This is a genomic window from Streptomyces rishiriensis (genome assembly GCF_030815485.1).
GTDB classification, from domain to species: domain Bacteria; phylum Actinomycetota; class Actinomycetes; order Streptomycetales; family Streptomycetaceae; genus Streptomyces; species Streptomyces rishiriensis_A.
The window spans coordinates 147,344-170,377 of the sequence record NZ_JAUSWV010000001.1 but is presented as its reverse complement, the minus strand read 5'-3'; the positions used below and the strand labels follow the sequence as shown (position 1 = coordinate 170,377).

The 23,034-nt window shown below is 67.2% G+C and carries 17 protein-coding genes and 11 pseudogenes; 13 read left to right on the top strand and 15 right to left on the bottom strand.

The genetic code is table 11. The features are described 5' to 3' along the window. Positions 1–2: 2 nt before the first annotated feature. From QF030_RS00890 to QF030_RS00875, 4 genes are all read right to left on the bottom strand, one after another. The gene (locus tag QF030_RS00890) at positions 3–941 is read right to left on the bottom strand and encodes a VOC family protein (RefSeq protein WP_307160709.1); all 939 of its coding nucleotides are present in this window, start codon (positions 939–941) and stop codon (positions 3–5) included. Positions 942–1,071: 130 nt separating this feature from the next. After that, positions 1,072–2,202, bottom strand: coding sequence for an FAD-dependent oxidoreductase (locus QF030_RS00885; protein ID WP_307160708.1), 1,131 nt, complete (start codon positions 2,200–2,202; stop codon positions 1,072–1,074). Between the two features lie 39 nt (positions 2,203–2,241). Continuing rightward, the gene (locus tag QF030_RS00880; protein WP_307160707.1) at positions 2,242–3,204 is read right to left on the bottom strand and encodes a cyclase family protein; all 963 of its coding nucleotides are present in this window, start codon (positions 3,202–3,204) and stop codon (positions 2,242–2,244) included. Next, on the bottom strand, positions 3,201–3,434 hold the full coding sequence (locus QF030_RS00875; RefSeq protein WP_307160706.1) for a hypothetical protein: 234 nt from the start codon (positions 3,432–3,434) through the stop codon (positions 3,201–3,203). Before QF030_RS00875 ends, QF030_RS00880 begins: the two co-directional genes overlap by 4 nt. A gap of 133 nt (positions 3,435–3,567) precedes the next feature. On the opposite strand from QF030_RS00875, the gene QF030_RS00870 reads away from it, so the two are divergent. Together QF030_RS00870 and QF030_RS00865 are read left to right on the top strand one after the other, a co-directional pair. Continuing rightward, a complete protein-coding gene (locus tag QF030_RS00870) occupies positions 3,568–4,485 on the top strand; it encodes a LysR family transcriptional regulator (protein WP_307160705.1) in 918 nt (305 codons plus the stop codon). 368 nt (positions 4,486–4,853) lie between these two features. Then, a pseudogene (locus QF030_RS00865) lies at positions 4,854–5,054 on the top strand (transposase family protein); the annotation flags it as partial. Between the two features lie 734 nt (positions 5,055–5,788). On the opposite strand, the pseudogene QF030_RS00860 reads toward QF030_RS00865, so the two are convergent. Further along, positions 5,789–7,164, bottom strand: a pseudogene (locus QF030_RS00860) (IS1380 family transposase). A 207-nt stretch (positions 7,165–7,371) separates the two neighbouring features. On the opposite strand from QF030_RS00860, the gene QF030_RS00855 reads away from it, so the two are divergent. Further along, a complete protein-coding gene (locus QF030_RS00855; RefSeq protein WP_307160704.1) occupies positions 7,372–7,731 on the top strand; it encodes a pentapeptide repeat-containing protein in 360 nt (119 codons plus the stop codon). 118 nt (positions 7,732–7,849) lie between these two features. On the opposite strand, the pseudogene QF030_RS00850 reads toward QF030_RS00855, so the two are convergent. From QF030_RS00850 to QF030_RS00835, 4 genes and pseudogenes are all read right to left on the bottom strand, one after another. Continuing rightward, a pseudogene (locus QF030_RS00850) lies at positions 7,850–8,102 on the bottom strand (ANTAR domain-containing protein); the annotation flags it as partial. Positions 8,103–8,255: 153 nt separating this feature from the next. Then, positions 8,256–8,771: a hypothetical protein gene (locus tag QF030_RS00845; protein ID WP_307160703.1), complete on the bottom strand. Its 516-nt coding sequence runs from the start codon at positions 8,769–8,771 to the stop codon at positions 8,256–8,258. Between the two features lie 312 nt (positions 8,772–9,083). Beyond that, positions 9,084–9,350 carry a hypothetical protein gene (locus tag QF030_RS00840; protein WP_307160702.1) on the bottom strand — a complete coding sequence of 89 codons (267 nt, stop codon included), beginning with the start codon at positions 9,348–9,350 and terminating at the stop codon, positions 9,084–9,086. A gap of 555 nt (positions 9,351–9,905) precedes the next feature. After that, a pseudogene (locus tag QF030_RS00835) lies at positions 9,906–10,141 on the bottom strand (YhjD/YihY/BrkB family envelope integrity protein); the annotation flags it as partial. On the opposite strand from QF030_RS00835, the gene QF030_RS00830 reads away from it, so the two are divergent. Beyond that, positions 10,142–10,282: a hypothetical protein gene (locus tag QF030_RS00830; protein WP_307160701.1), complete on the top strand. Its 141-nt coding sequence runs from the start codon at positions 10,142–10,144 to the stop codon at positions 10,280–10,282. Here QF030_RS00830 and QF030_RS40410 read toward each other — a convergent pair. Continuing rightward, positions 10,218–10,511 carry a transposase gene (locus QF030_RS40410; protein WP_373428709.1) on the bottom strand — a complete coding sequence of 98 codons (294 nt, stop codon included), beginning with the start codon at positions 10,509–10,511 and terminating at the stop codon, positions 10,218–10,220. The two genes, QF030_RS00830 and QF030_RS40410, sit on opposite strands and share 65 nt — an antisense overlap. Before the next feature lie 305 nt (positions 10,512–10,816). On the opposite strand from QF030_RS40410, the pseudogene QF030_RS00825 reads away from it, so the two are divergent. Beyond that, a pseudogene (locus QF030_RS00825) lies at positions 10,817–11,634 on the top strand (IS5 family transposase). Between the two features lie 166 nt (positions 11,635–11,800). On the opposite strand, the pseudogene QF030_RS00820 reads toward QF030_RS00825, so the two are convergent. Next, a pseudogene (locus QF030_RS00820) lies at positions 11,801–12,555 on the bottom strand (transposase family protein). 144 nt (positions 12,556–12,699) lie between these two features. Here QF030_RS00820 and QF030_RS00815 point away from each other — a divergent pair. From QF030_RS00815 to QF030_RS00805, 3 genes and pseudogenes are all read left to right on the top strand, one after another. Further along, entirely contained in the window at positions 12,700–12,882 is a 183-nt protein-coding gene (locus tag QF030_RS00815; protein ID WP_307160700.1) for a hypothetical protein, read from the top strand. A gap of 747 nt (positions 12,883–13,629) precedes the next feature. Continuing rightward, positions 13,630–14,388, top strand: coding sequence for a DUF2637 domain-containing protein (locus QF030_RS00810; RefSeq protein WP_307160699.1), 759 nt, complete (start codon positions 13,630–13,632; stop codon positions 14,386–14,388). A 773-nt stretch (positions 14,389–15,161) separates the two neighbouring features. Then, positions 15,162–15,895, top strand: a pseudogene (locus tag QF030_RS00805) (IS5 family transposase). A gap of 17 nt (positions 15,896–15,912) precedes the next feature. Here QF030_RS00805 and QF030_RS00800 read toward each other — a convergent pair. The 4 genes and pseudogenes from QF030_RS00800 to QF030_RS00790 form a co-directional block, all read right to left on the bottom strand. After that, positions 15,913–16,437: pseudogene (locus QF030_RS00800) on the bottom strand (NADP-dependent oxidoreductase); the annotation flags it as partial. Between the two features lie 362 nt (positions 16,438–16,799). After that, on the bottom strand, positions 16,800–17,354 hold the full coding sequence (locus QF030_RS00795) for a hypothetical protein (protein ID WP_307160698.1): 555 nt from the start codon (positions 17,352–17,354) through the stop codon (positions 16,800–16,802). 71 nt (positions 17,355–17,425) lie between these two features. Continuing rightward, positions 17,426–17,740, bottom strand: a pseudogene (locus tag QF030_RS40405) (ornithine cyclodeaminase family protein); the annotation flags it as partial. 59 nt (positions 17,741–17,799) lie between these two features. Then, positions 17,800–18,663, bottom strand: a complete 864-nt coding sequence (locus tag QF030_RS00790) for a PhzF family phenazine biosynthesis protein (protein WP_307160940.1) — start codon at positions 18,661–18,663, stop codon at positions 17,800–17,802. A gap of 72 nt (positions 18,664–18,735) precedes the next feature. Here QF030_RS00790 and QF030_RS00785 point away from each other — a divergent pair. From QF030_RS00785 to QF030_RS00755, 5 genes and pseudogenes are all read left to right on the top strand, one after another. Then, positions 18,736–18,855: pseudogene (locus tag QF030_RS00785) on the top strand (helix-turn-helix domain-containing protein); the annotation flags it as partial. Positions 18,856–18,907: 52 nt separating this feature from the next. Then, positions 18,908–20,217: pseudogene (locus QF030_RS40400) on the top strand (Tn3 family transposase). Positions 20,218–20,244: 27 nt separating this feature from the next. Then, positions 20,245–20,871 (top strand): helix-turn-helix domain-containing protein, encoded by a 627-nt coding sequence (locus tag QF030_RS00765; RefSeq protein ID WP_307160696.1) that lies wholly within the window; start codon positions 20,245–20,247, stop codon positions 20,869–20,871. A gap of 55 nt (positions 20,872–20,926) precedes the next feature. Further along, positions 20,927–22,282 (top strand): pyridoxal phosphate-dependent decarboxylase family protein, encoded by a 1,356-nt coding sequence (locus QF030_RS00760; protein WP_307160695.1) that lies wholly within the window; start codon positions 20,927–20,929, stop codon positions 22,280–22,282. After that, the gene (locus QF030_RS00755) at positions 22,279–22,884 is read left to right on the top strand and encodes an HAD family hydrolase (protein WP_307160694.1); all 606 of its coding nucleotides are present in this window, start codon (positions 22,279–22,281) and stop codon (positions 22,882–22,884) included. The genes QF030_RS00760 and QF030_RS00755 overlap by 4 nt, the downstream gene beginning before the upstream one ends. Positions 22,885–23,034 lie beyond the last annotated feature (150 nt).

Sequence of the window (23,034 nt, the reverse complement as noted above, 5' to 3'; positions counted from 1 at the left end):
GATCAGACCGGTGGTGCGACGAAAACACCGCGGTCGACGTCGTTGAACGATTCCTTGACGATGAGTTCGTTCATCGGGTTCGCAGTCCCCCACTGGTCGGACACCTCGGGCTGCGAGAAGTCGTAGACATGCGGGTGCCAGGTGTCCTCGTCGAGGATCTCCAGCTCAGTGGTGTACTCGACGGTGTTGCCGTGGGGATCGAGGAAGTAGGTGAAGGTGTTGTCACCTGCCATGTGCCGGCCCGGCCCCCAGAGCTTGCGTATTCCGGCGCGCAGCAGCCGTCCGGAACCGCGCATGTACTCGTCGATGCCCCGCATTTCGAACGAGATGTGGTGGAGCGCGGTGTGTGGGCCCTGGGCGATCGCCATCGAGTGGTGCTGGCTGGAGATCCGCATGAAGTGCATCGCCTCACCCATCTTCGGGTGGCTGAGGGTGTCGGTCAGGCGGAACCCGAGGTGACGCTCATACCAGGCACGGGTTTTGTGGAGGTCGGGGGAGTTGAGGACGACGTGGGAGAGCTTGACCGGGATGGACTCCCTCTCCTCGACCTTGCGGTGCTGTCGTACGGCGACGTCGGCGCTGACCTCGATGGTGCGACCGTCCACGTCGAAGAACCGGAAGCCGTATCCGCCTCCGGGGGTGGCCACCTGACCCGGGCGCGTGATCAGCTCGACACCGCCTGCAAGGAGTCGTTCGGCGAGCGTGTCCACGTCCGCGGGGCTCGCGGCGCCGTAGGAGACGAGGTCGAGTCGCTTCTCGTCCGCCTTGCGCAGCCGGACGACGTACTGCTCGGGGGAACCTTCGGCGGCGAGGAACGAGATCCCGGAGTCCTCGGCGGTCTTGGTCAGGCCCCAGATGCCCGAATAGAAGTCGAGCTGCTTGTCGTAGTCGGGTACGGCCAGGTCGACGTGGCGCAGATGGGTCAACAGGTGGGCATTCATGAGGAGTTCCTCCTGGAACAGATCAAGTAGGGAGCAGCAGGGCCGCAGTGTCCTCCGCCGCGTACGGCGTGGAGGCCGGTGTCGGGCGGCCGCACGGTGCGCGGCGCCGCACTCGTGGGTGTCGAAGGGCTCACGGCAGGTCGCGGAGCGTGCCGAGCGTCCGGCTCATCAGCCCTGGCACGTCCGCCCCCCCGGCCCCGTCCAGCTGCCATTGCCCGATCTGCACGGACGCCTCCACCACCGCGCGTACGCGGTGGATTCTGCGGTCGTGGAACGCCTGCAACAGCGCGCCGTCCCATACGTCGGCGGCGGTGAGCAGCTCGGCCAGGACGAGGGCGTCCTCCAGGGAGATGGCCGCTCCCTGCGCCAGTGTGGGCGGACAGCAGTGCGCCGCGTCACCGATGAGCACCACCCGGCCGCGGTGCCAGGAGCCTTCGACCAGCATCCGGTCGAACCATGTGTAGTTGACCTTCGACGGATCGTCGATGTGCGGGAGAATCTCGGGCCAGTGACCGCCGTAGCCCTTCAGGAGGCGGCGCATCTCGTCCGCGTAGGACGAGGGGTGCAGGGAGGAGCGGTCACGGTTGGCCTCGACCACGTACGCGTAGAGGGTGTGCTCGCTCGTGGGGCAGTACCCGGCGATGAAGGCGCTGCCGCCGTAGGTGAGATCGGTGCGATCGAGCCCCTGGGGACGTGGGGCGGCGACACGCCAGATGGCCATTCCTGTCGGCACCGGGCGGTCCTCGATCCCGATCCCGGCACGGGTGGCGGAGCCCATGCCGTCGGCGGCGATCACCAGGTCGTAGCGGCCCGTGGTGCCGTCGCTGAGGCGGACGTCCACGCCATGGGCGTCCTGGCTCAGGATCTCGGCGCGGGTACCGAGCCGGACGCGGGCGCCGCTCGCCCGGACGGCGTCGATGAGGATCTGCTGCAGCTGCGGGCGTTGCATACCGACCGTGGCGGGCAGCTCGTCGCCCCCGGTGCGGATGTCCTCGACCACCTGCAGGACCGTGCCGTCCTGCGCGGTGACACCGAACGAGTCGAAGGGGAAGCCGGATGCCCGTACCTGCTCCCACACTCCGAGTTCGTGCAGCACACGCAGGGCGTTGCCCTGGACGGTGATGCCGGAGCCTGCGGTGGCGTTCCAGTCCTCCTTCGCCTCGACGAGATCCACGGCCATTCCCGCCCGGCGCAGCAGAATGGTCATGGCGTTGCCGGCCGAGCCGCCCCCGATGACGAGAACGGTGCGGACTGTGCTCATGCGGGGAACCCCTTTGTTCCTGCGGATGGTTGACGGCGGTTACTTGACGGCGATCGGATTGATGGGTGAGCCGACGGCGCCGGTGATCGGCAGCGGCGCGGCGGTGAGCCAGAAGTCATGGACGCCATCGGCCGCGCAGTCGGCGGCGAGCGCGTCCAGGTCCCACATCTCGCCGATGAGCAGGCCCATGTTGGGGATGGCCACCTGATGCAGCGGCTGGAAGGCGTGCTCGAACTCGTTGGGCCGCACCTCGAAGCCCCAGGTGTCGGTGGCGATTGCGGCGATCTCGGTGCGGTGCAGCCAACCGGCCGTGCTGAACGAGAGGCCGGGCGCGGGGCCGCCCGCGTACTCGCCCCAGCCCTCGCGTCGTGCCCTGGCGAGGCGTCCGGTCCGTACGAGGACGAGGTCGCCGCGGCCGACGGCGACGCCGTGCGCTTCGGCGGTGGCCGACAGGTGTTCCTCGGTGATGGCGAATCCGTCGGGCAACTCACCGCCCTCTCCCACCACCTGCCCCACATCGAGCAGCACGCCGCGTCCGGCGACGTACGGGGCCATGTGCTCGATGCCGGTGACGAGATCACCGTCGGAGGTGACGGTCTTCGCGGCGTCCCGGCCGTTCCACGCCTTGCCGTGGTCGAAGATGTGGCCGAGGCCGTCCCACTGGGTGGAGCACTGCAAGGGCATCGCGATGACGTCGTCGGCGCCGCCCATCCCGTGCGGGAAGCCCTGGTTGGCGAGGGCGGCATCGGTGCCGGTGTCGAGCATGGTGTGCACTGGGTTGGTACGGCGCCGCCAGCCCTTCTGCGGGCCGTCCATGTCGAAGCGCTGCGCGAGCGAGAAGCTGACCCCGCGCCGCACCAGTGCCGCGCCCTCACGCCGCTTGCCCTCGTCGAGGAAGTTGAGCGTGCCGAGCCGGTCGTCGGAGCCCCAACGCCCCCAGTTGGAGTACGCCTTGGCGGCCTCGGCGATGGCACCCTCGGGGTTGGTGCGGTCGAGAGTCACTGGGCCGCCTCCGCCACGCGGGCGATGACGTGCTGCCGGCGGGGCGCCGCGTCTGCCCATTGCTCCAGGAGCGAACGGGTCGTCAGTCCAGGAGCGCCGAAGGCCTCACGAAGGTGGCGGGCCCGCTCGTCCGGAGTGACCGGAGCGGGGTAAGGGACTCCGTCTGAGGCGGAGAGAGCGCCGAGTGCGAAGGGCCCGTCGACAGGGGCGGACGTGACTGCGCGTTTCACGGACGTGTCCTCCTCGTTGCGATGGGACCAATCTCGCCGGAACCTCCGTGATAGGGGAAATCGATTATTTGTATGCCGAGTATTGGCGTGACTTATGATGTGTCCGCAATCCCCGCAGGATGGAGCGCGCGTCGTGAACCTGACCAGCCTTGATCTCAATCTGATCGTCGCCTTGCGTGCCCTGCTGGAGGAGCGCAACGTCACGCGAGCCGGTGCACGCATCGGTGTGAGCCAGCCCGCGATGAGCGGCTCACTGGCCCGATTGCGCCGCTACTTCGACGATGAGCTGCTGACCCGCGTCGGCGGCCGCTACGAGCTGACCCCGCTCGGCCAGGTCCTGCTAGACCGTGCCTCAATCGTCTACGACCTGGCGGAACGCCTCTTCGCCACCAGGGCTTCTTTTGATCCGGCAGGGGAGACCCGCGAGTTCACCCTCGGGGTGACCGACTACTCGGTCACTGTGTTCGGGGCGGAGCTGGCCCGGACCCTCGACCGTGAGGCACCCGGCATTCGCCTGCGCTTCGTCCAGATCCCGGCGGCCGTCACCGATGTGGCGGGCAGCCTGCTAGGCACGATCGACGGAGTGCTCATGCCGCACGGCATCATCAGCGGATTCCCCGCGACCGAGCTCTACGAGGACGAGTGGGTCTTCCTCGTGGCCGAGGACAACCCCGAAGTCGGCGAGCGGCTCACTCGTGAGGACCTGTCCCGGCTGCCCTGGGTGACCTACCAGCGCGCCTACGACTCACCGGCGGTGCGCCAGCTCGGCATGCTCGGCATCGAACCCCAGGTCACCGTAGGCGTCGACAGCTTCACGGCTTTGCCCTTCCTGATCGCCGGAACGCGGCGCGTGGCCCTCATCCCCGCACTCCTGGCCGAACGCCTTCGCGGCACGGCGCAGGTTCGGGTCATGCAGCCGCCCTACGACGCGGTGCCGCTGCGCGAGGCGATGTGGTGGCACCCCGTGCACACCCATGACGCGGCCCATGTCTGGCTGAGGGAAACGGCCGTGCGTGTCGCTTCGGAGATGCAGACGTCAAGCGACCTTTGACGAGCCCGCGCGATGGTGGGCTGCAGGTGCCGTCCCGGGGCAGGGCTCGTCGTGGAATGTGGGATGCCGCCACGCCCCGGGTACCGGTACGTGCCAACACGCTGACGGCGTCGAAGCCTCACGGTGTCGGCAGGGTCCGGGCGGAGGAGGCGGTGCTCGCCGAGAGCGCTACCGCCTGCATCGCCGCGACGCTGAACCGGAGTCGTGAGGCGTCGGTAGGGCCGAAATGTTCGACGGTCTGGATCCCGCACAGTGAGCGTTTTTCAACCTCGCAGCGCTGACCGCAAGTTGGACGTCACTGCGAAACGACGAAGCTCCTGGTAGACGGTTTCTCGACCGAGATCACCCATGTCCGCCAGCGGCTTCGAGTGCCTGTCTACCCGCCGGCGATTGATCTGTCCAGCCGCACCCTGCGGTACCTGAGCAGGCAACTCGCCGCTCGGCAGCGGGATATCGGGACACGGTGGCGGCGCCTGCCGACGAGCCACCAGGCCCTGCTGACCCTGGCCCATCTGCGATGCGGTGACGCCTACGCGCAGCTCGCCGCAGGGTTCGGCATGGCCATGGCGCGTTCGCCGAGGCTGCGGATCTTGGTCGCGAACCTGTCTACCAGGAGCTTTCTTCGTGCCCGCGGCCGGGGCTGTCAGCCCAAGCACTCGTGCGGTTGGAAGGGGTTCAGTGGGTTCACGAATTCTGAGCTGGGCTGGAGGCACGCCTCCCCTCTGGGGTCGGATTTGTGGCGCGGGGCACGAGGAGCCAGCTGGCCTCTGGAGTTAGCGGAATGGAGCCTGCGGAGGCTACTGGTCGTGCCAGTCTCGTCTGGCCCGAGTGGGCGGGATGGTCTATCGACCGTGACGCTCGTTTGACGCTCTGGGCGTACTTACAGGGTGTGGGGAGCAGAAAAAGTGGCTCTGACCTGGTCTTTCCGTGGCTCACTCAGGCCGACATGTTTCCGATGACGGAGCACGTGAAGTCGAGACCTCCCCGTGCCCGGCCAGAAGTCCCAGAAAAGTCCCAGAGCGCTCCCACGGCTGACGGATGCTCTTTCGGCTTCACTCGGCGTAGGGCAGCGTGGCGGGCCGGGGCTGTGCGCTGGAGGTCGGCCTTTGTTCCTCCGCCGTGATGGGCAGCTCGCCTCCGCTAGCCTCGAAGTTTCGTGACGGTCCGCCGACGGAGTCGGTGGACCGTTTTCGTTGAGTGGGTTGAGAGTGGGCAGTTGAGGGCCCGAGTGTCGTCTCGGGTGGGCGCCGGGTTCCACTGCTCCGGGGTCGGTCTGCTGTCGTAGGGACGAGAGAGTTGCTGGTCAGTCGGGGTTTGGCAGGAGTGCGAGCTGGTCGAGTGCGGCGGTGATGTGGCTGGTCCAGGGCCAGTGCCGGGCCAGGCGGAGGATTCGCCGGCGGCCGGTGGTGACGAGCTGTCCCGCCGCGGTGAACAGGCGGAGCCGTAGGCGGCGGGGTTCCCAGAGTCTGGCCTTGCCGGTCAGGGCGAGCATCGGCATCCAGGCCAGCAGGTCGAGGGCGATCTGCACGATCTCCAGCCAGATCAGGTTCTGGGCGGTGCGGTGCAGGGGCAGGTTTCGCAGGCCGGTGGCCCGCGCGTTTCGGATCCGCTCCTCGGCCCGGGCCCGCAATCGGTGACGGAGCTCGAGCTCGGCGATCGGCCGCCCCGAGGTGTTGGTCGCGAAACACGTCAGCCGCATGCCGTCCGCATCCGTGAGCCGCAACTGTGCCCGGGATGCGGTCGTTCCTTGCGGACGATCAACCGCATCCCCTTGGGCCAGCCGGTCATGACGTCGCCGGTGAGTTCGGCGACCCAGGCGCCGTCGCGGATCTCGCCGCCGCTTTCGACGGCCGGAGTCCAGGCCGATGCCGGAACCTTCAGCACGTGCTGGTGGACCTGCTCGGTGACCGTCATGCCGACCGAGTAGGACAGCCACCGCCCCCTTTGGGCGGGCCAGGCGACGAAGTCGTGGGTTGCCGCCCGCGGAGTCGGTGCGGATCAGGGTCCAGCGCCCGCGCCGGTACTGCTTCGGCAGCTGGGCCAGGGCCAGTTGGGTGGCGGTGATGTGGTCGGCCGCTGTGTTCGAGCCTGCGTTGCCCGGTCTGAGCAGGGTCGCGACCGGTTCACCGGTGCCGCCCGGTCCGTGGTCGACGAACCCCACCAGCGGGTGATGTCCGTAGGTCCGTTTCCAGGTCGGGGCCGCGTCCTCCTTGGCCGAGTGCGCGATCACCAGCACCCCGTCCAGATCGACGGTCACCGTCCCGCCCGCATCAGGCGCTTCCCCGCCGGCCAACCGCCAGACACGCTCACGCGCTTCGGCCCGCGCGGAACGGATGGCCCGCAGGGCCTTCTCCCCGGAGGCGGCGAGGGAGTCGATGAAGGCGGGAGACCGTCGGATCGGAGGTCACCGGCCCGAACACCGCCGGCTCGGCTCGCAGCATCCCGACATCCGCAGGCAGTCCCCGCCCAGCGCGACCGCCAGAGCCACGTCCAGCAGGATATTGCCCGGATCGTGCACCGCCAGAGCCTTCCGCCACGGCATCAGCGCCGCTGATATCGCGGTGTCCAAGCCGGCCTTGCGGACGGTCTCGACCAGCAGCACCCCCCGGCCTGAGAGACCACCGCCCGGCCACCACCCTCGACGCGGACACGCGGGTAGGACCCGATACTCTTCTTCACCTGAGAAGTGCCTCCGGCTTGAGCAGGAACAAGGACCTCGACAATCCTCATTCTTGCTGGTCAGAGGCACTTTTTCGCTTACCTGCCCACCCGTCGGACAGCCCGCTCCATGAAGGCGAGTTAGGCTGCAGTGATCGTTCCGGAATATTCTTGACGACTGAGGAAGGCACGGTACGGATGCCCCGAGCCATGCGGCAGGGCGGACCGGTGAAGAACCCCTCGGCGCCTCGACTGCCGTCCCGGCTCGACCCGGCGGAACTGTGGCGGGACGCCCTGGAGGACGACGCGATCGTCAAGCGCGTCGCGTACGTCGGCACCTCGTTCGCCGGTGTACATGCAGAGGCGTTTGAGACTGAGGGCTGCCGGTTCGAGGGAGTCCGCTTCTCCGGGGCCATGATTCGGCAAAGCCAGTTCTCCCACTCAGTCCTCGACACCTGTGACTTCGCCGAACTGAAGGCCAGCGATGTCTCGCTGGTCCGCTGCGCTGTGTCGGGGAGCCGTGTCACCGGGTCGTCGTGGAAGTCTTCGACCTTCCGTGGTGCATTGACCAGACCGCATCCCGGCTGAGCCACGAACTAGAGAGGGCGTTCGGATAGCGGGGCCCGATGCGCTCATGCGGACTTGCGGCGCTTGGGCTTCTGCCCGCTTTTCCGGGCTGGCGATGCGGGCAGGGGCGGGGTGGATGTCAGGTGGGGCCAGCTGCTTCGGCCCGGACTCGCTGGGCGACGTCACGGGGTTTGATGTTGTGGTGCTGGGAGATGCGGCGCAGCATGTTAAAGGCGTCGTCTGCGTCGAGTCGGTGGCGTTCCATCAGGATGCCCATGGCCTCACCGATGGCGTGGCGAGTTTCCATGGCGTGCTCAAGTTGGTCGATGGTGCGGGCGCTGGCCAAGGCGACGGCGGCGTGCGACGAGCAGCCATCCTGCGGTCTCGATTTCCGTTACGCGTCCCACGCCAGCGGCCAGCTGGACACTACCTCCAAGCCCGGCCCCCCAAGGCCGGGTTAATTTGACCGCAACACACCGCTGACCCCAGCAACCCTCGTTACAAACCATTATTTGGACAGTCCCGACTCGGTCTCAATGTGCCGGTCAGTCGTGCGGTTGGGTGATCGGGCTGGTGTTGGTCGAGCGTGTCGTTGCTTTTTGGAGGTCGGTTCCCTGGAGGGCGAGTGTGCTGGTGGCTGCGTGGAGGGCGGCTTCCAGCCGGTCGGGGGAGTGCAGGGTTCCCCTTCCGTCGGGTGGGATGATCCATTCGAGGTGTCCGGTATCGCGGTAGGGCGGGGGGACGGGGATCCAGCAGCCTTTGCCGACGTGGCGGATTCCGGCACCGATCCACTGCTGGTCGGGTCCGGGGGGCAGGAAGAAGCCAACTCGACGGGCTTTGCTGTGCCGCAGGACAGGGCCGGGGGTGCGGAGCGGATCGTGCCACAGGACGTTCAGGGCGAGTAGCCCAAGCTCCTCGGGGACGCTGAGGACGTTCCAGTAGCGTCCGGCTTCCAGCAAGGCGGTGCCTGTTCCGTAATCCCACTGCCGTTTGCAGTCCCGAGGGTTCGTTGCGGCTGCCGCGAGCCACTCGACACTGCGCATCCACGCCGTGTTCCACATGTCCCCTCCTAAAAGTGTCGTCATCTGCTGTGCAGGGGCATACGCCACCCCTACGGCTGGACGTTGTGTAGATACGGCCAGGTCAGCTGCCTGATCATGTTGGGTGATGTTCGAGGCCAAGAGGAAGGGTGGCGCACGGTGGCGCTTTTGCAGCCCATGACGTGCAGCGCACTGATGCCGCCGACAGCGCGCCAGTGCGCTGCCGCAGCCGGCGGTGTGCCGTTGGCATCGACGGCGTGCCCCGTGCATGGCGGTGCTGACAAGATCCGCTCTGTGCTGCGGCATGCCGGGCTCGAAGCCTTGGCGGTGCGTTCACAGGGTGTGGGTCAGCCAGCGTTGCAGGGCGTCGTTGACGCTGGCGGGCAGGTTGCTGAGCTGGTTTAGGGCGTCCCGGTCTTCGGGGCAGGGCGGGATGCCGGCTGTGGTCAGTGCTGCCTGCAGGTCGAGGCGGCGCCGGTCGCGTGGGTCGATGGTGTAGCTGAAGCGTTCGGCGGGGTTGGGCGGTGCCAGCAGGAAGTCGGCGTCCTGGTAGGGGCCGAACGCGCGGGGCCCCTGGTGTTCGAAGGCAGTGGTGGTCACGTGATCTCCTCACCGGCGGTGTGCGGTTGTCAGGGAGGAGCCCTGCGGACCTCGCGTTGGTTGCGACGGCGGCGGGATGTCATGCCGTTGGCGTCTTCGGAGGCTCATCGTCTGGTCCGACGAGCGGGCTGGGCCGCAGGGGTGGTGCAGGTGTCGGCGATACCGTTCTGGCCGCGTTGCAGTTATGCAGGTCCTTGCCCGGTGACGCTCCGGGCGTCAGGGGACGGATGTCGGGTCAGCCCTACGGCTCAGGCCCTCGCGCGGCTCCAGGTTCAGGCGCAAGCGCTAACAGATGCTGCGCCATCGAGCATGACATGCGTGTTATGCCATGTGGGCCCATCCTGGGGAGGCTGCCCCATCGGCTGCACAGTCCGACCACCTCCGGGAGGTCGTGTGATCGTGCTCGCTCTGCTCGCACCCGCCCTGATGATGGCGTTGCTCGTTGCCATGGGCGCTTTTGAGGAGCGTCTCTTCCCTCGCTCGACACCGGCAGATGACGCGAGTCCTCCGTCCGATGACATCTCTACGCGTTCTGATTGACGGTACGACGGCTATGGTGTCGCGAGGCTGGCTGTAGGGCTCGTCATCCGCCTACTACTGCCCGTTGGCATTGAGTCTCGGCCGAACTCCGGGGCTAGCAGAATTGCTAGGTGGGTGATCCATAGACAGATCAGGAACACGATGACGCCAGCCATGGTGTCGGACGTCTTGTTGTAGGCGAAGCGCACGACATACAACGTGAATCCGGCTGAGGCGATTATCCCGAGCACCAGGGCCAGGAGACGCCCGGGGTGGTGCTTACTGCCGACGACAGGTCTGGGCCCGCTTTCGGGCCCAGTCGGGCCGCGCGGACGCGCGAGGAGTCGATCACCGCCCTCGACCAGTCGAGCTGGTTCTTCGACCGCAACTTCTCCAGCAGCGCGTGCAGCTGAGCTGGGCCCGGACGCCGGCCTCGTTCCAGGCCGCCAAGCGCCGCCAGCAGATCATGCCCGAACCAACGACCAGCTCCTGGGGCAGATACTCCCACCGGATGCCGGTGTGTAGGACAAACAGGATCCCGCGCACGGGCTGCCGGTCCCCGCACCCGAGGTTGCCCCGACCAAACTTCGGTGCCGGATCGGTCAGCAACGGCTCAATGCGCGACCTCAGTTCATTTGACACGATCCACGGTCCCGGCTGACGCTTCACACGATCAGACCAACGAGCGGACAAGCCAACAGCCACATGATCAACAGCTTTGGGAGAGCCAGTGCAGCGGGTTTACAGAGGGGTTCCGCCGACGGCTTCCCGTCATGATCGACCCTGTCGGGCGGTTGCCTGTATCTGGTTGTAGTGGCTGGCGTGCCGGTTGACCACCGGGATGAAGTCCTAAGCGATCTTCCTGGTCGATTTGCAACGCGCTTTACTGGCTCTAACAAAAGCTGTTGATCATGTGACTGTTGGCTTGTCCGCTCGTTGGTCTGGTCGTGGGGAAACGCCAGTCGCGACCGTGGATCGTGTCGGATGAACTCTGGTCGCTCATCGAGCCGTTGCTGCCCGAGCCGGGCCCGAAGCTGGTCGAGGGCAGACCTCGAGTGCCGGACCGCCAGGCCCTGTGCGGGATCCTCTTCGTCCTGCATACCGGGATCCAGTGGGAGTACCTGCCCCAGGAGCTGGGCTTCGGCTCGGGGATGACCTGCTGGCGGCGCCTGGCAGCCTGGAACGAGGCCGGCGTCTGGGACCAGCTGCACGTGCTGCTGCTGGAGAAGCTGCGGTCGAAAACCAGCTCGACTGGTCGAGGGCGGTGATCGACTCCTCGCACGTCCGCGCGGCCCGACGGGGCCCAAAAGCGGACCCAGCCCGGTCGACCGCGCACGTCCGGGCAGCAAACACCACCTCATCGTCGACGGACAGGGCATCCCGCTCGCGGTGTCGCTGACCGGCGGAAACCGAGGGCGACGTCACCCAACTCGAGCCTCTGCTGGACAAGATCCCGGCCGTCGCGGGCCGGGCCGGCAGACCTCGCCGACGGCCCGACGCGCTGCTGGCCGACCGCGGCTACGACCACGACAAGTACCGGCGCCTGCTCTGGCAGCGGGGGATCCGCCCCGTGATCGCGAAGCGAGGCGAGCCGCACGGCAGTGGCCTGGGCGTCTTCCGCTATGTCGTGGAGCGCACGATCGCATGGCTCCACGGCTTCCGCCGCCTGCGCATCCGCTGGGAACGACGCGACGACATCCACGAAGCATTCCTCGGGCTCGCCGTCTGCCTGATCACCCACCGCCACGTCCAACGGCTTTGTTAGGGACAGTTAGCGCAGGATTCACGGTGACAACCTGTGGTTCACCCTCCGGCTGCCTGCGGGCCCGTTCCTACTCACACAAGAGGTTGGAGGTCCCTTCGACGAGCCACCAGGGCCACGGGGCGGCTGTGGCGGGGCTTCGTTCCCGCACAGTGAGGCTTTTCCAACCTCAGGTTGAGGCGAGTTGCAGGACGAGGACGGCCTTCACGATCTCGGTGATGCGGTTCGTGCTGCACCGGAGCTTTGGAGTAGGCGCCAGCCCTTGAGGACGGCCATGGCCTGCTCGACGAGGCAGCGGATCTTGGCGTGGCTGTTGTTGTGGCGTCGCTTCCATCGCTCGAGACGGCGACCTCGAAACGGCACGCGGACGTGACTGCCGGCGCCCTGGTATGCCTTGTCCGCCCAGCACTTCAGCCCTGCACCGGCGAGGGCGTCGATGATTCCGTGAGTTCTCGCGGCGGTGAGGTCGTGGGTGGATCCGGGCAGCGCCGGGGATGCCCACAGCAGTCGGCCGGACGGGTCGGTGAGGACCTGGACGTTCATGCCGTGACGCTTGTGCTTGCCCGAGTAGTACGGGGTGTCGGCGGCGATCCGGTCGATCGGTAGCAGGGTGCCGTCCAGCAGCACGAACGCCTTCGTCCGCGCCGACCTCATCGCCTCGGTGAGTGACGGGGCGAGGACTGCCAGGATGTCGACGGCCTCACGTATGTAGCGGTACACCGTCGCGATGCCGATGCGGAACCCGGCGGCGAGCTGGGCGTAGGTATCACCGCACCGCAGGTGAGCCAGGGCGAGCAGTGCGTGTCGCCCCGTCGTGAGGCGTCGCCACCGGGTCCCGATCTCCAGCCGCCGGGAACGAAGGTGCCGGGCCAGGAAGCACAGAGTGCGGCTGGACAGATCGATCGACGACGGGTAGACAAGCACGCGAGGCTCCTGACGGACACGGGTGATCTTGGTCGAGAACCCGTCTACCAGGAGCTTCGTCGTGTTGCACAGCAGCCCAACTCCGGGGCGTCGAGCTTAGGTTGCAAAGGGCTCATCGTCAGAAAATCTTGAAGGTGGGGGACTGTGAACGTCAAGCTCTTCTTTGTCGCTGTGGGCCTCATGATGCTCGCGGGCTTGTTCTTCTTCTTCACTCTCGGCTCCTTCGACGTCCCTCGGGAAAGGCGACGGTATGAAGTCGTCGCTCTGTGGCTCTGCCTGGGATTGGCCTCTCTGGGGTCTTCGATCTACATAATCTCCGTGACCTGAGTCGGAGATTCGTCGACAGCGAGCGGCGGCTTTGTCGATCACGGACGTCGCGCACACACCGCGTCCGTGAGAGTCGCCGGAACGTTGGACGGAGAGCGTGCGCCACAGCGCCAATCCCGCGCCTCCGTGTGCTGGAGCAGAAGCCGGATCACCGAGATCGTGAAGGCTGCCCTCGTCCTACAACTTGCCTCAGCCTGAGGTTGAAAAAGGCTCAGTACTGGCCACAGCCAGCAATTGGGCCACGTCGGCGGATGCGGTCGCGTCTGGTCTGACCGTCGGGTTTGATACCGGCGACGATCCCTATGCGCCGCTCCGGTGAACCAGAGCAAAACCCGCTCGCTTACAAATGTGAAGGAAGATATGTAGGACTTGATAAAGGAAAGTTCACCCATACCGGGGGCGCGGTCACTCGTTCTGCCGCGCTTCCGGAAGAGACGGGGCGGCGTTAGCGGGATATGGCGAAAGCGACGTCCCCTGGCCTTCCTCAACGCAACGTGAGGCGCAACGCGACGAGGACAGAAGATCTACCCGCGACTCCTGGCTGGCCGATGGGTGCGACATACTCAGTACTTACGGCGCAGGGCGCCGCCATGGGAGACAGTATGTGGACCGAACATCGGATCACCGAGCCGCTGTTACGCGAGTTCCTCGGGCTCTTGGAGGCAATCCAGGAGGAACTCAATTCTCGGTGGGACGGCCAGGATCGCTTCGGCCGGCACGAGAACAGCGCATGACGGCAAAAAGGACATGAACCATGACTATGTAAGTCCTTCGTTTGCGCAGCGTGAGTATTACTCCGACGCGCACTCCTACGGGACGGGAACCGACTGGAACGGGGGGCCTGGCGACGGCGTCCATACGGGGGTTCCTCTGACTGCACCCGACACGGGCTGGGATGCGGTCGAAGAACTTGCCTATCTCCTGCAGGAAGCTGTTCCGGCGGAGCAGCCGGCCAGGGTGCCGCCGCCTCGCAGCGAGCCTTCATCCGGCGTCGGCTTCACCGACCCGCTGGACGGCCTGGCTCACCCACCGCCCGCCCGACGCCACACTGTCGGGCATCGCAAGCTGCAAGTCCGAGAAGCCCGGCTCAAGTGGTTGCAGGCCGGCAGTTTCGCTCTCGTTGCCCTTGTCACTGCCACCGTGGCGATGGTCAGCGTCTTCGGAGGCATGGTGACCTACAGGCCGCTGCAGAGCATCACCTCGGGAACGGGTGTCGGCATCGCCCCGTCATGGCCTCTACTCGTGTACGGCCCCTGGGTGGCGGCCTCGCTGTCCATCCTGCGTGCTGCCCTGCATCGACGCCGAGCCGTGCACTCATGGTTCATCGTCCTGCTCTTTTCTTCCGTCGCGGTGATGCTGTGCGTGGCACAGGCAGACAAGACCATCACCGGAATCGCTGGAGCTGCCCTGCCCGCCGTTGCGTCACTCGCGTGTTTCCAGCAGCTTGTCCGGCAGATCACACTCACCCTGCCGCCCCGGCAGGCCACGCGCCGCCACCGCCTGTAGCCGCGGCGGCCGAGGCGGAACGCGGTCGGTGAGACGGCTGATCAGGCGTCTGGTCTCGGCGAGCCGAGGTGGACGAGCTGCGAGGATCCGTTTCTGCTTCCTCCGTGTGCAGCTGTCGAGCCACAGGACCGGAGCGGGCCATCGCCGGCGGCCGCCACCGCTGCGCTGTCCGCCGGGGCAGCAAACGACAGCGTTACGTCGGTGCCGCGGCGGGAGCGCAACAGGATGCGGCCGTCTGCGTAGCGGGCGAGCTGCGCGCGGTAGCCGTCCCACTTCGGCTCCCGGCCCAGCCGGGCGACAGGTCGGGGTCGGCGGTCGGGGCGATCAGTCGGAGAACTCATCAACCGGAGGGCCGTGGCATTCGCGCGTACTCCGCGATGGCCCGGCACGCGGCGCCGGGCTTGCTGACGGTCAGGCGTGGGTGCTGGTGAACGGGGCGGTCGGTACCAGCGGCAGGCAGAAGTCGAGTACGGGCGGCGCCGGCGTCCCAAGCCGCCGGAGTCAGAGAGTGGCCGGCCTCCGCGGCGGCCGCGGTTGCATCGGTGATGACGCTGGTCGGTACGACCCGGCTGCCGGGCACCAAGACCTCCACCAGTCCCCGAATCTGTCCAGCGACGGTAGCCAGAAGGACATCGACGTCTCTCACCTGGGAGCTCACTTCGGAGCTCGTGTAGTCGATGACCTCGTCGGCGCCGAGACCTCTGACGAATTCGTGCTTTGCCCCGCTAGGGCCTGCTGCGAAAGTGGATCTTGTTCGTCGATGATCAGCTGTCGTGGGACGTGGGGATCTGACGAACGGCCAGTGGGCCCGGCTTGAGCCGCTGCTGCCGCAGGGCATTAAGCCAGGCCGTCCGCAGGTGTGGACGCGGCGGCAGCTGATAGACGGCATACGGTGGCGGACCCGGACAGGTGCCCCCTGGCGTGACGTGCCGGAACGTTACGGGCCGTGGGACCGGGTCTACGACCTGTTCCGGCGCTGGCAGCGGGACAGGAACCGCCCGGCGGCGTCTTCGTCGAGCCGGCCGACCACGGCCTCGGACGCTCCCGCGGCGGACTGACCAGCAAGATCCACCTCGCGGTCGAGCAAGGCCAGAAGCCCTTGTCCGTCGTGATCACGGCCGGGCAGCGGGGCGACTCCCCGCAGTTCGAAGCGGTCCTGGAAGCCATCCGGGTGCCGAGGCTGGGCCTTGGCAGGCCGCGCAGACGCCCGGACCGGGTGCGCGCCGACAAGGCGTACGACTCTCGCAGTAACCGCTCTTACCTGCGCAGACGCGGGATCAAGGCCACGATCCCAGTCCCGGCAGACCGTGTCCGCAACCGGCTCAAGCGCGGATCGCGTGGCGGGCGACCGCCGACGTTCGACAAGGACGACTACAAGCGGCGGCACGCGGTCGAGTGCGGGATCAATCGCCTCAAGCGCCACCGGGCCGTCGCCACGCGGTACGACAAACTTGCCGTCCGCTACGAGGCAACCGTGCTGGTCGCGGCCATCAACGAGTGGCTGTGACCAGCACTTTCACAACACGCCCTAGCCGTTGCGATCACATAGGCGCCGTGAGCCTTGGCGATCTGAACGGCGAGGTGGCCCACGCCTCCGGCCGCGGCCGGAATGAGTACCCGCTCTCCGGCAGCTACCCAGGCCACAGTCACCAGTGCCTGCCAAGCGGTAAGACCTGCCAGGGGCAGGCCCGCCGCCTGGAGATGGCTCATGCCCGGCGGCTTGAGAGCAAGGTGTCTCGATGGAGCGGTCACGAACTCCGCGTAGGCTCCCGCCTCGGCGGGAAACCGTGGCATTCCGAAGACCTCGACTCCCGGGCTGAAGCGCGTCACACCGGCTCCTACGGCAGCCACCGCTCCAGAGACGTCCCAGCCGACCGAGAAGGGCAGGTCACCCAAGCCTCCGCCGGTGCGCATCTTCCAGTCGACGGGATTCACGCCGGCGGCCTTCACTTCGACCAGGACCTCTGTTGGTCCTGGTTGCGGCACCTCAACCTCGACAACCTCGAGAACGTCCGGGCCACCCAACTTGCTCTGCATTACTCGTCGCATGTGTTCATCGATATCAAACTGGTGGCGAGAAGATGTGAGTAGTGCATGCTCAACATCCGTCATCCAGCAGTTCTTCAGTTCATGTCACGCCCATGGAAGAACACGCCCCTATGTCCGCAGTGTCCAAGGTCGCCTGACGCTGTGCTTCTCCCGCGACGGCACGTGCTGTCCTTCAAGGCTTGGTTCGGATGAGCAGTGACTCTGCATGCCAGGAGGGGAGTGCGCAGATCTCATCAAAGCCGAGAAATGTCATGAAAGCTCCCTCGGGAGGTCGATTCCGACGTCATGTCTTCATTCAGCAGCGTCTGGAATCCGCCGATGAGTAATCGTTGCTCGGTCCTCGATGCCCCAGTCTTCACCGCCTACCGGTGAACCTCCCATGCGTGTGCCGGAATGGCCGCGGGATCGCGCGGCGCCCCGAGCATGTTGAGAGCAACCTCCGCAGCTGCCAGATCCTGGACGCCGAGGCCGATGAGTTTGCAGATGGTGATTTCCTCATCGTTCTTCCGGCCGGGTGCCGAGCCGGCGAGGACCTCACCGAGTTCCGCGTTGAGCCGGCGGTCCACTTCCACAAGCCGTGACAGATCGCCGTGGACGGCGGTGAGTTCACGGCTGTCGACCACGATCCGGTCCGCCCGCCTCAGGCTTTCGCATGTCAGCTCCGCCTTCGTCGGATCGTCGGCTCCCACCGCGTTGATGTGCACTCCGGGTGTCAGCCATGACGCGTGCACCAGCGGTTCGGTGCTGGAGGTCGCCGTCACCACTACGTCGGCGCCGTCGAACGCGGCCTGGGCGCTGTCCACGCCGATGACGCGCAAATCCGGCCGCCTGGCATGCAACGCGGCCGCGAGCGATTGGGCATGGGACGCGCGCCGTCCCCACACGCGTACCTCGCGCAGCGGGAGTTCGTCGGCCACAGCGAGCGCGTCTGGAGGTAAGCCTGAGTGCCGGCGCCGATGACCCCTAGGACGCGGGAGTCGGGCCGCGCCATCATCCGCGCCCCAAGAGCTCCCGCGGCGGCCGTCCGCACGTCCGAGAGGTGGTGCTCGTCGTCCAGGAGCGCCCGTAGGTCACCGGTCGTCGCGTCGAAAACGGCGATGACGCCGCTCGCGGGCGTTCCTCCGCGACGTGCACGCTCCTGGAACCACGAGGCGACCTTGACGGTGAAGACCTGCCGGCCCGGCAGCCACGCCGACTTCACGTGGACGTCGCCCTCGGGGCCGGCAGGAGCGAACACGGCCACGGGTGAGTCCCCGAGCCCGCGGCTGTAGTCACGCAGGGCGGCAGCGACGGGCTCCAGCACGTCCCGGTAGCCGACCGTGCTGCGGATCTCCTGCGGCCCGAAGTAGGCGGGCCCGCCGATCACTGTGGCAGCCCTTCGAGGCGGCCTCGGGCGACGACGGCGACTTCTCCGCCGACTCGCACGGAAGCGATGTCCTGCGGACCGCCGTGGGCGCTGATCGTCATCTCGCTGGGGCGACCACAGAACTGGCCCTGGCGCAGCACCTGCTGGTCGCCGTCCCCGAGCCGTCCGTGTCGGCGGAGGTAGGCGGCCACACACCCTGCTGCGCTGCCGGTGGCCACATCCTCGACGACGCCGTCGTTGTTCCAGTGCCGCCCCTCCAGGGCGTCGGCGTCCAGAAGGTAGCCGAACTGCGCTCCGACCTGGGCCAGCGGTCCTGCGATGTCGGACCTGATCCTGGCCCGCTTCAGCGCTCCCGTCCGCACCGGAACGATCAAATAGCGCAGCCCGGTCGAGACGATCTCGGGACGGAGTTCGGCGTGGAGGTCCTCCTCGTCCAGGCAGAACCAGGAGGCCAGGTCGTTCAGCACGGGCCGTCCGAGGAATTGCGGAGGGCCCTGGTCGAGAACACTCGCGTACCTCCCGTGGCCACGGCGCTCCGTGACCACCTCCACCGTGCGCGCCTTCAGCTCGAGCGACCATGTACGGCTGGTGTCGCCGCCCGCCACCGCATGCAGAACGCTTGCCGCCCCGATGACCGGATGCCCGGCGAAATCTAGCTCCTCACTCAGATCGAATACCCGTGCTCGCCAGGCGTCGCCCGCCTCATTCTTCTGATCGAGGAAGATGGATTCGAAGTGGCGCATTTCCTCGGTGATCCGCTGCATTTGGGATCCGGTCAGGCCTGCTGCACCGGGAAAAACAGCAAGGCTGTTCCCGCTGAAAGGCGTTCCGCTGAAGACATCGACATGAAAATAGTGCATAGGACCGACGCTACCGATGGGACGAAACGAGCGGAACCCTCTCCCTGAACAGAGGGGGCATAGCATGTCGTTATGGCTCCCGATCTCGAAACGGCACTGCTGCGCGCATTCGACAGCTCCGTGCGGTCCGGAAGCATCAGCCGGGCCGCCGCGGCCCTCGGTCACAGCCAGCCCGCTCTCAGCAACCAGCTCCGCAGGCTCGAACGCACCGTGGGCCAGCGGCTGCTGCACCGCGGGACGACCGGTGTGTCCCACCCGGGGGAGGAGCGGGCCGGGGACCGGCCTGCCGAGCACCACCACTGGCATCTCTCCGACGCTGCGGACCGGTTGCCTGGACGCGGTCACCTCCGTCTCCGGCGGCGGCAGCCGCTCGCCGGAGGTGTTGGCCGAACTCCTGCTGCCGGTCATCTACGCGTACGGCACGAACACCGGGATCAAGGCCGTGGCGTCCGGCGGCCACGGCCACACCGAGGACGAACTGCGCTACGTACGCCGCCGCTACTTCTCGGCGGAGGCCGCGCGCGCCATCGCCATCCAGATCGCGAACGCCACCTTCGCCGCCCGCAGCACCGAGTTGTGGGGCCAGGGCTCGACCGCGGTCGCCTCCAACTCCACGCACGTGCGCGCCTATGACCAGAACTTCACGGAGTGGCACTCGCGGTACGGCGGCCGTGGGATGCTCATCTACTGGCATGTGGAGAAGAAGTCCCTGGCCATCCACTCCCGGCTGATCAACTGCACCGCCTCCGAGGTCGCCGCGATGATCGAGGGCGCGATGCGGCACGGCACCGCGATGGACGTGGAGGCCAACTACACGGACTCGCATGACCAGTCGGACATCGGGTTTGGCATCACGAGGCTGCTGAACTTCGACCTGCTGCCGCGTATCAAGCGGATCAACAAGGTAGGGCTGTACCGGCCGGTGGCCGGCGAGCCGGACGCCTACCCGCAGCTGAGCCCGCGCTGACCAACCCGATCCGCTGGGAGCTCATCGCCCAGCAGTACGACCAGATGATCATGATCAAGGCCACGGCGATCCGGACCCATACCGCCTCCACCGAGGCGATCCTGCGGCGCTTCACCCGCAAAGCCTCCCACCCCACCTACGCGGCGATGCTGGAGGTCGGCCGCGTGTAGAAGACCATCTTCGTAGCCCGGTACCTGTGGCTTCGGGACCTCCAGCGGGAGGTCGAGGAGGGCCTGAACGTGATGGAGTCCTCCAAGGGCGCCAACTCCCTGATCGCCTACGGCAAGGGCGGGGAGATCGCCTCGAACCGGCGCGACGAGCAGGAAATGTTCGTTCTGTTCCTGCGCATCCTGCAATCCGCTCTGGTCTACGAGAACACTCTGATGCTCCAGGACATCCTGGGCAAACCGGAGTGGGCCGACCTCCTCACGCCCGCCGACCGGCGCGGCCTGACTCCGCTGTTCTGGTCCCACGTCCGCCCGTACGGGGAGGTCAACCTCGACATGGATGCACGCCTCAACCTCGCCGCGGCCATCGTGCCGGGCCCCCGGAGCCCACTGGACGACCAGCAGGTGCCTTCTCAATAGTGGATTCCCTTCGCTATGGTGGACGGCATGAGTGACGGCAACACTTTGGCCAGTGGTCTGTCCATGTCCGAACTGGGGGCCAGGATCCGAGCCGAGCGACGGGCTCGGGGTATCAGCCTGGAGCGGCTCGCCGAGCTGAGCGGCGTGAGCCGGAGCATGGTGTCCGAGGTGGAACGCGGCACAAAGACACCGAGCGTGCTGGTTCTCGATCGCCTGGCGACCGCACTGGGCACCTCGATCGCTCGACTTCTGGACGAACCGGTGCGCCCCGACGTCGTAGTCCTGGCCGGTGACCGGCAGCAGGTGGTGCGGGACCCCGCCGGGTGGGAACGGCGGATCCTTTCCCCGGTCCTGCCGGACATCGAGTTCGAGTTCATGCGCACGACCCTGGAACCTGGCGTGGACGCAGGGGAGTTCTCTGCGCACGCGCCGGGTTCGCACGAGTACGTGGCAGTGGAACAAGGGTGTCTGCGCCTGACCATCGACGGTCTGCCCCACCGGCTTGAGGCCGGAGACGCGGCCTATTTCCCCGGCAACCGCCTGCATGCCTTCGCCAACGACTCCATCGACGTGTGTGTGTACTACCTGGCTATGGCACTGGCCCCGGCAGCCGACTCCCGGCTCCAGCGCGTGTGGGGAGGGCACGATGCATGACCTGCGTGGAGCAGCCCAGTCGGCGGCGGACCTCGCAGCCGATCATCTAGCGTGCGTGGCAGGAGGGCCGGTGTGGCGGCCGGTGCCCGAGGCGGACCGCACATGGCTCACCCGGCAGCCACTGCCCGCCGACGGCCGCCCGCTGACGGACCTGCTGGACGAGGTGCGCGACCGCATCCTGCCGTATCCGATGGGCAACGGGCATCCTCGGTTCTTCGGCTGGGTCAACTCCCCACCCTCGCCTGCCGGCGTCTTCATGGCCCCTCTGGCGGCGGCTATGAACCCCAGCTGCGCGGGCGGAGACCACGCTGGCGTGCTGCTGGAACGCACCGCCGTGCGGTGGCTGGCGGAGCTGGTGGGATTCCCCCACCGCCCCGGGGCCGGGCTGCTGACCAGCGGATCCTCCATGGCCACCGTCGTGGCGCTAGCCACCGCCCGCCACCAGGCGTTCCGCGACCAGGGCCACGATGTGCGCGAGACCGGGCTGTACGGGCACCGCCCGCTGGCGCTCTACGTGTCCGCCGAGGCACACAGCTGCCTGCGCAAGGCGGCGGAACTCCTCGGCCTGGGCACCCGATACCTCCGCATCGTCCCGGTCGACGCGGCATTTCGCATGGACATCGACGAGCTGCGCCGTCTGATCGCGGCCGACCGGCGAGCCGGGGTGCGGCCGTTCTTCGTGGCCGCCAGCGCCGGAACGGTCAACACCGGAGCCGTCGACCCGCTGGATGACATCGCCGCGATCGCCCGCGAGCACGAACTGTGGTTCCACATCGACGGTGCCTACGGCGCGCTCGGCATCCTCGCCAACGACGCCGTCCCCCAGTACGCCGGGCTGGAACGGGCAGACTCTCTGGCCCTGGACCCGCACAAGTGGCTCGGCGTCCCCGTTGACGCCGGCTGCATCCTCTTCCGCGAACCGGCTGGCCCGCACGCCGCCTTCAGCCTGGTCCCGCCCTACCTGCGCGACGAGGACGCCGGGGAGCTCGGCTGGTTTTCCGAGTACGGCACCGAGCAGACCCGCCCTTTCCGCGCACTGCGCGTGTGGGCCACGATCGCCAACCTCGGACGGGACGGCATCGTTCGCCTGGTACAGCACACCACCAGGCTCGCACGCACGCTCGCCGAGCTGGTCGAAGCCTCAGACGACTTCGAACTGCTCGCCCCGGCCGTCACCTCCATCACCGCATTCCGCCACCGGCCTCCGACCCTCGACACAGACCGCGCGGAAGCACTGAACGAGGCGATCCCGGCTGCCGTGCAGCGCCGTGGGCACGCCTTCCTCACTGGCACACGGCTCTCCGGCGCAGCGGCCCTACGCGCCTGCATCCTTCACCCGGCCACCACCAAGGACGACCTCATCGTCCTGCTCGACGAAATCCGGGCCGCGGCGCGCGAGGTAACCACATGAGCCCCCAACACCTGGTCCTCGACCTCGGCGGCGTGCTGTTCCACTTCGACCACGCCCATCGCCTGCAACGCCTGGCCGACGCCTTCGCGCTCCCCGCAGACCGACTGGACGTGTTGCTGTGGGGATCCGGGTTCAGCGCCGACTGCGATTCGGGCAAGTACCCGCACGCGGCGGAAGTCCGGGAACGTATCCGGGCCGCCACCGACTTCACCGGCAGCGAGGATGACCTCGACGCTGCCTGGTGCAGCGCCTTCCGGCCCGACCATGCCGTCCGGGAGACATTGGAACGCCACCGTGGTTCCCGGTCGTTGGCGCTGTTCACCAACAACGGCCCGCTGGAGCAGGAGGCGCTACTGCGGCTGTACCCCACGATGTTCTACGGCTTCGACCACCTACTGTTCAGCCACCGCCTCGGACACCGAAAGCCCACCCTGGCAGCCTTCGACGCCGCTGCGAAACAACTGGGCGCTTACCCGGACGACATCCTCTTCATAGATGACAGCGCAACCAACACCGACGCAGCACGCGCCGCAGGCTGGACCGCCCTACACTTCCAGAGCAGAGAGACCCTCGAACGAGCCCTGCGCCCCAGAATCCAGTAAGGTCACGGCACAGTGCACGCATGTTGATACCCCTGCCCCCACCGCTGATCCGCACGGACCCGAAACGGCGACCGCGCTGATCGACAGCGATGGCGTCTTGGCGTCCGTATGCCGTTGTTAGCGGCACGGAGCGGGTGTGACGGCGGTGGT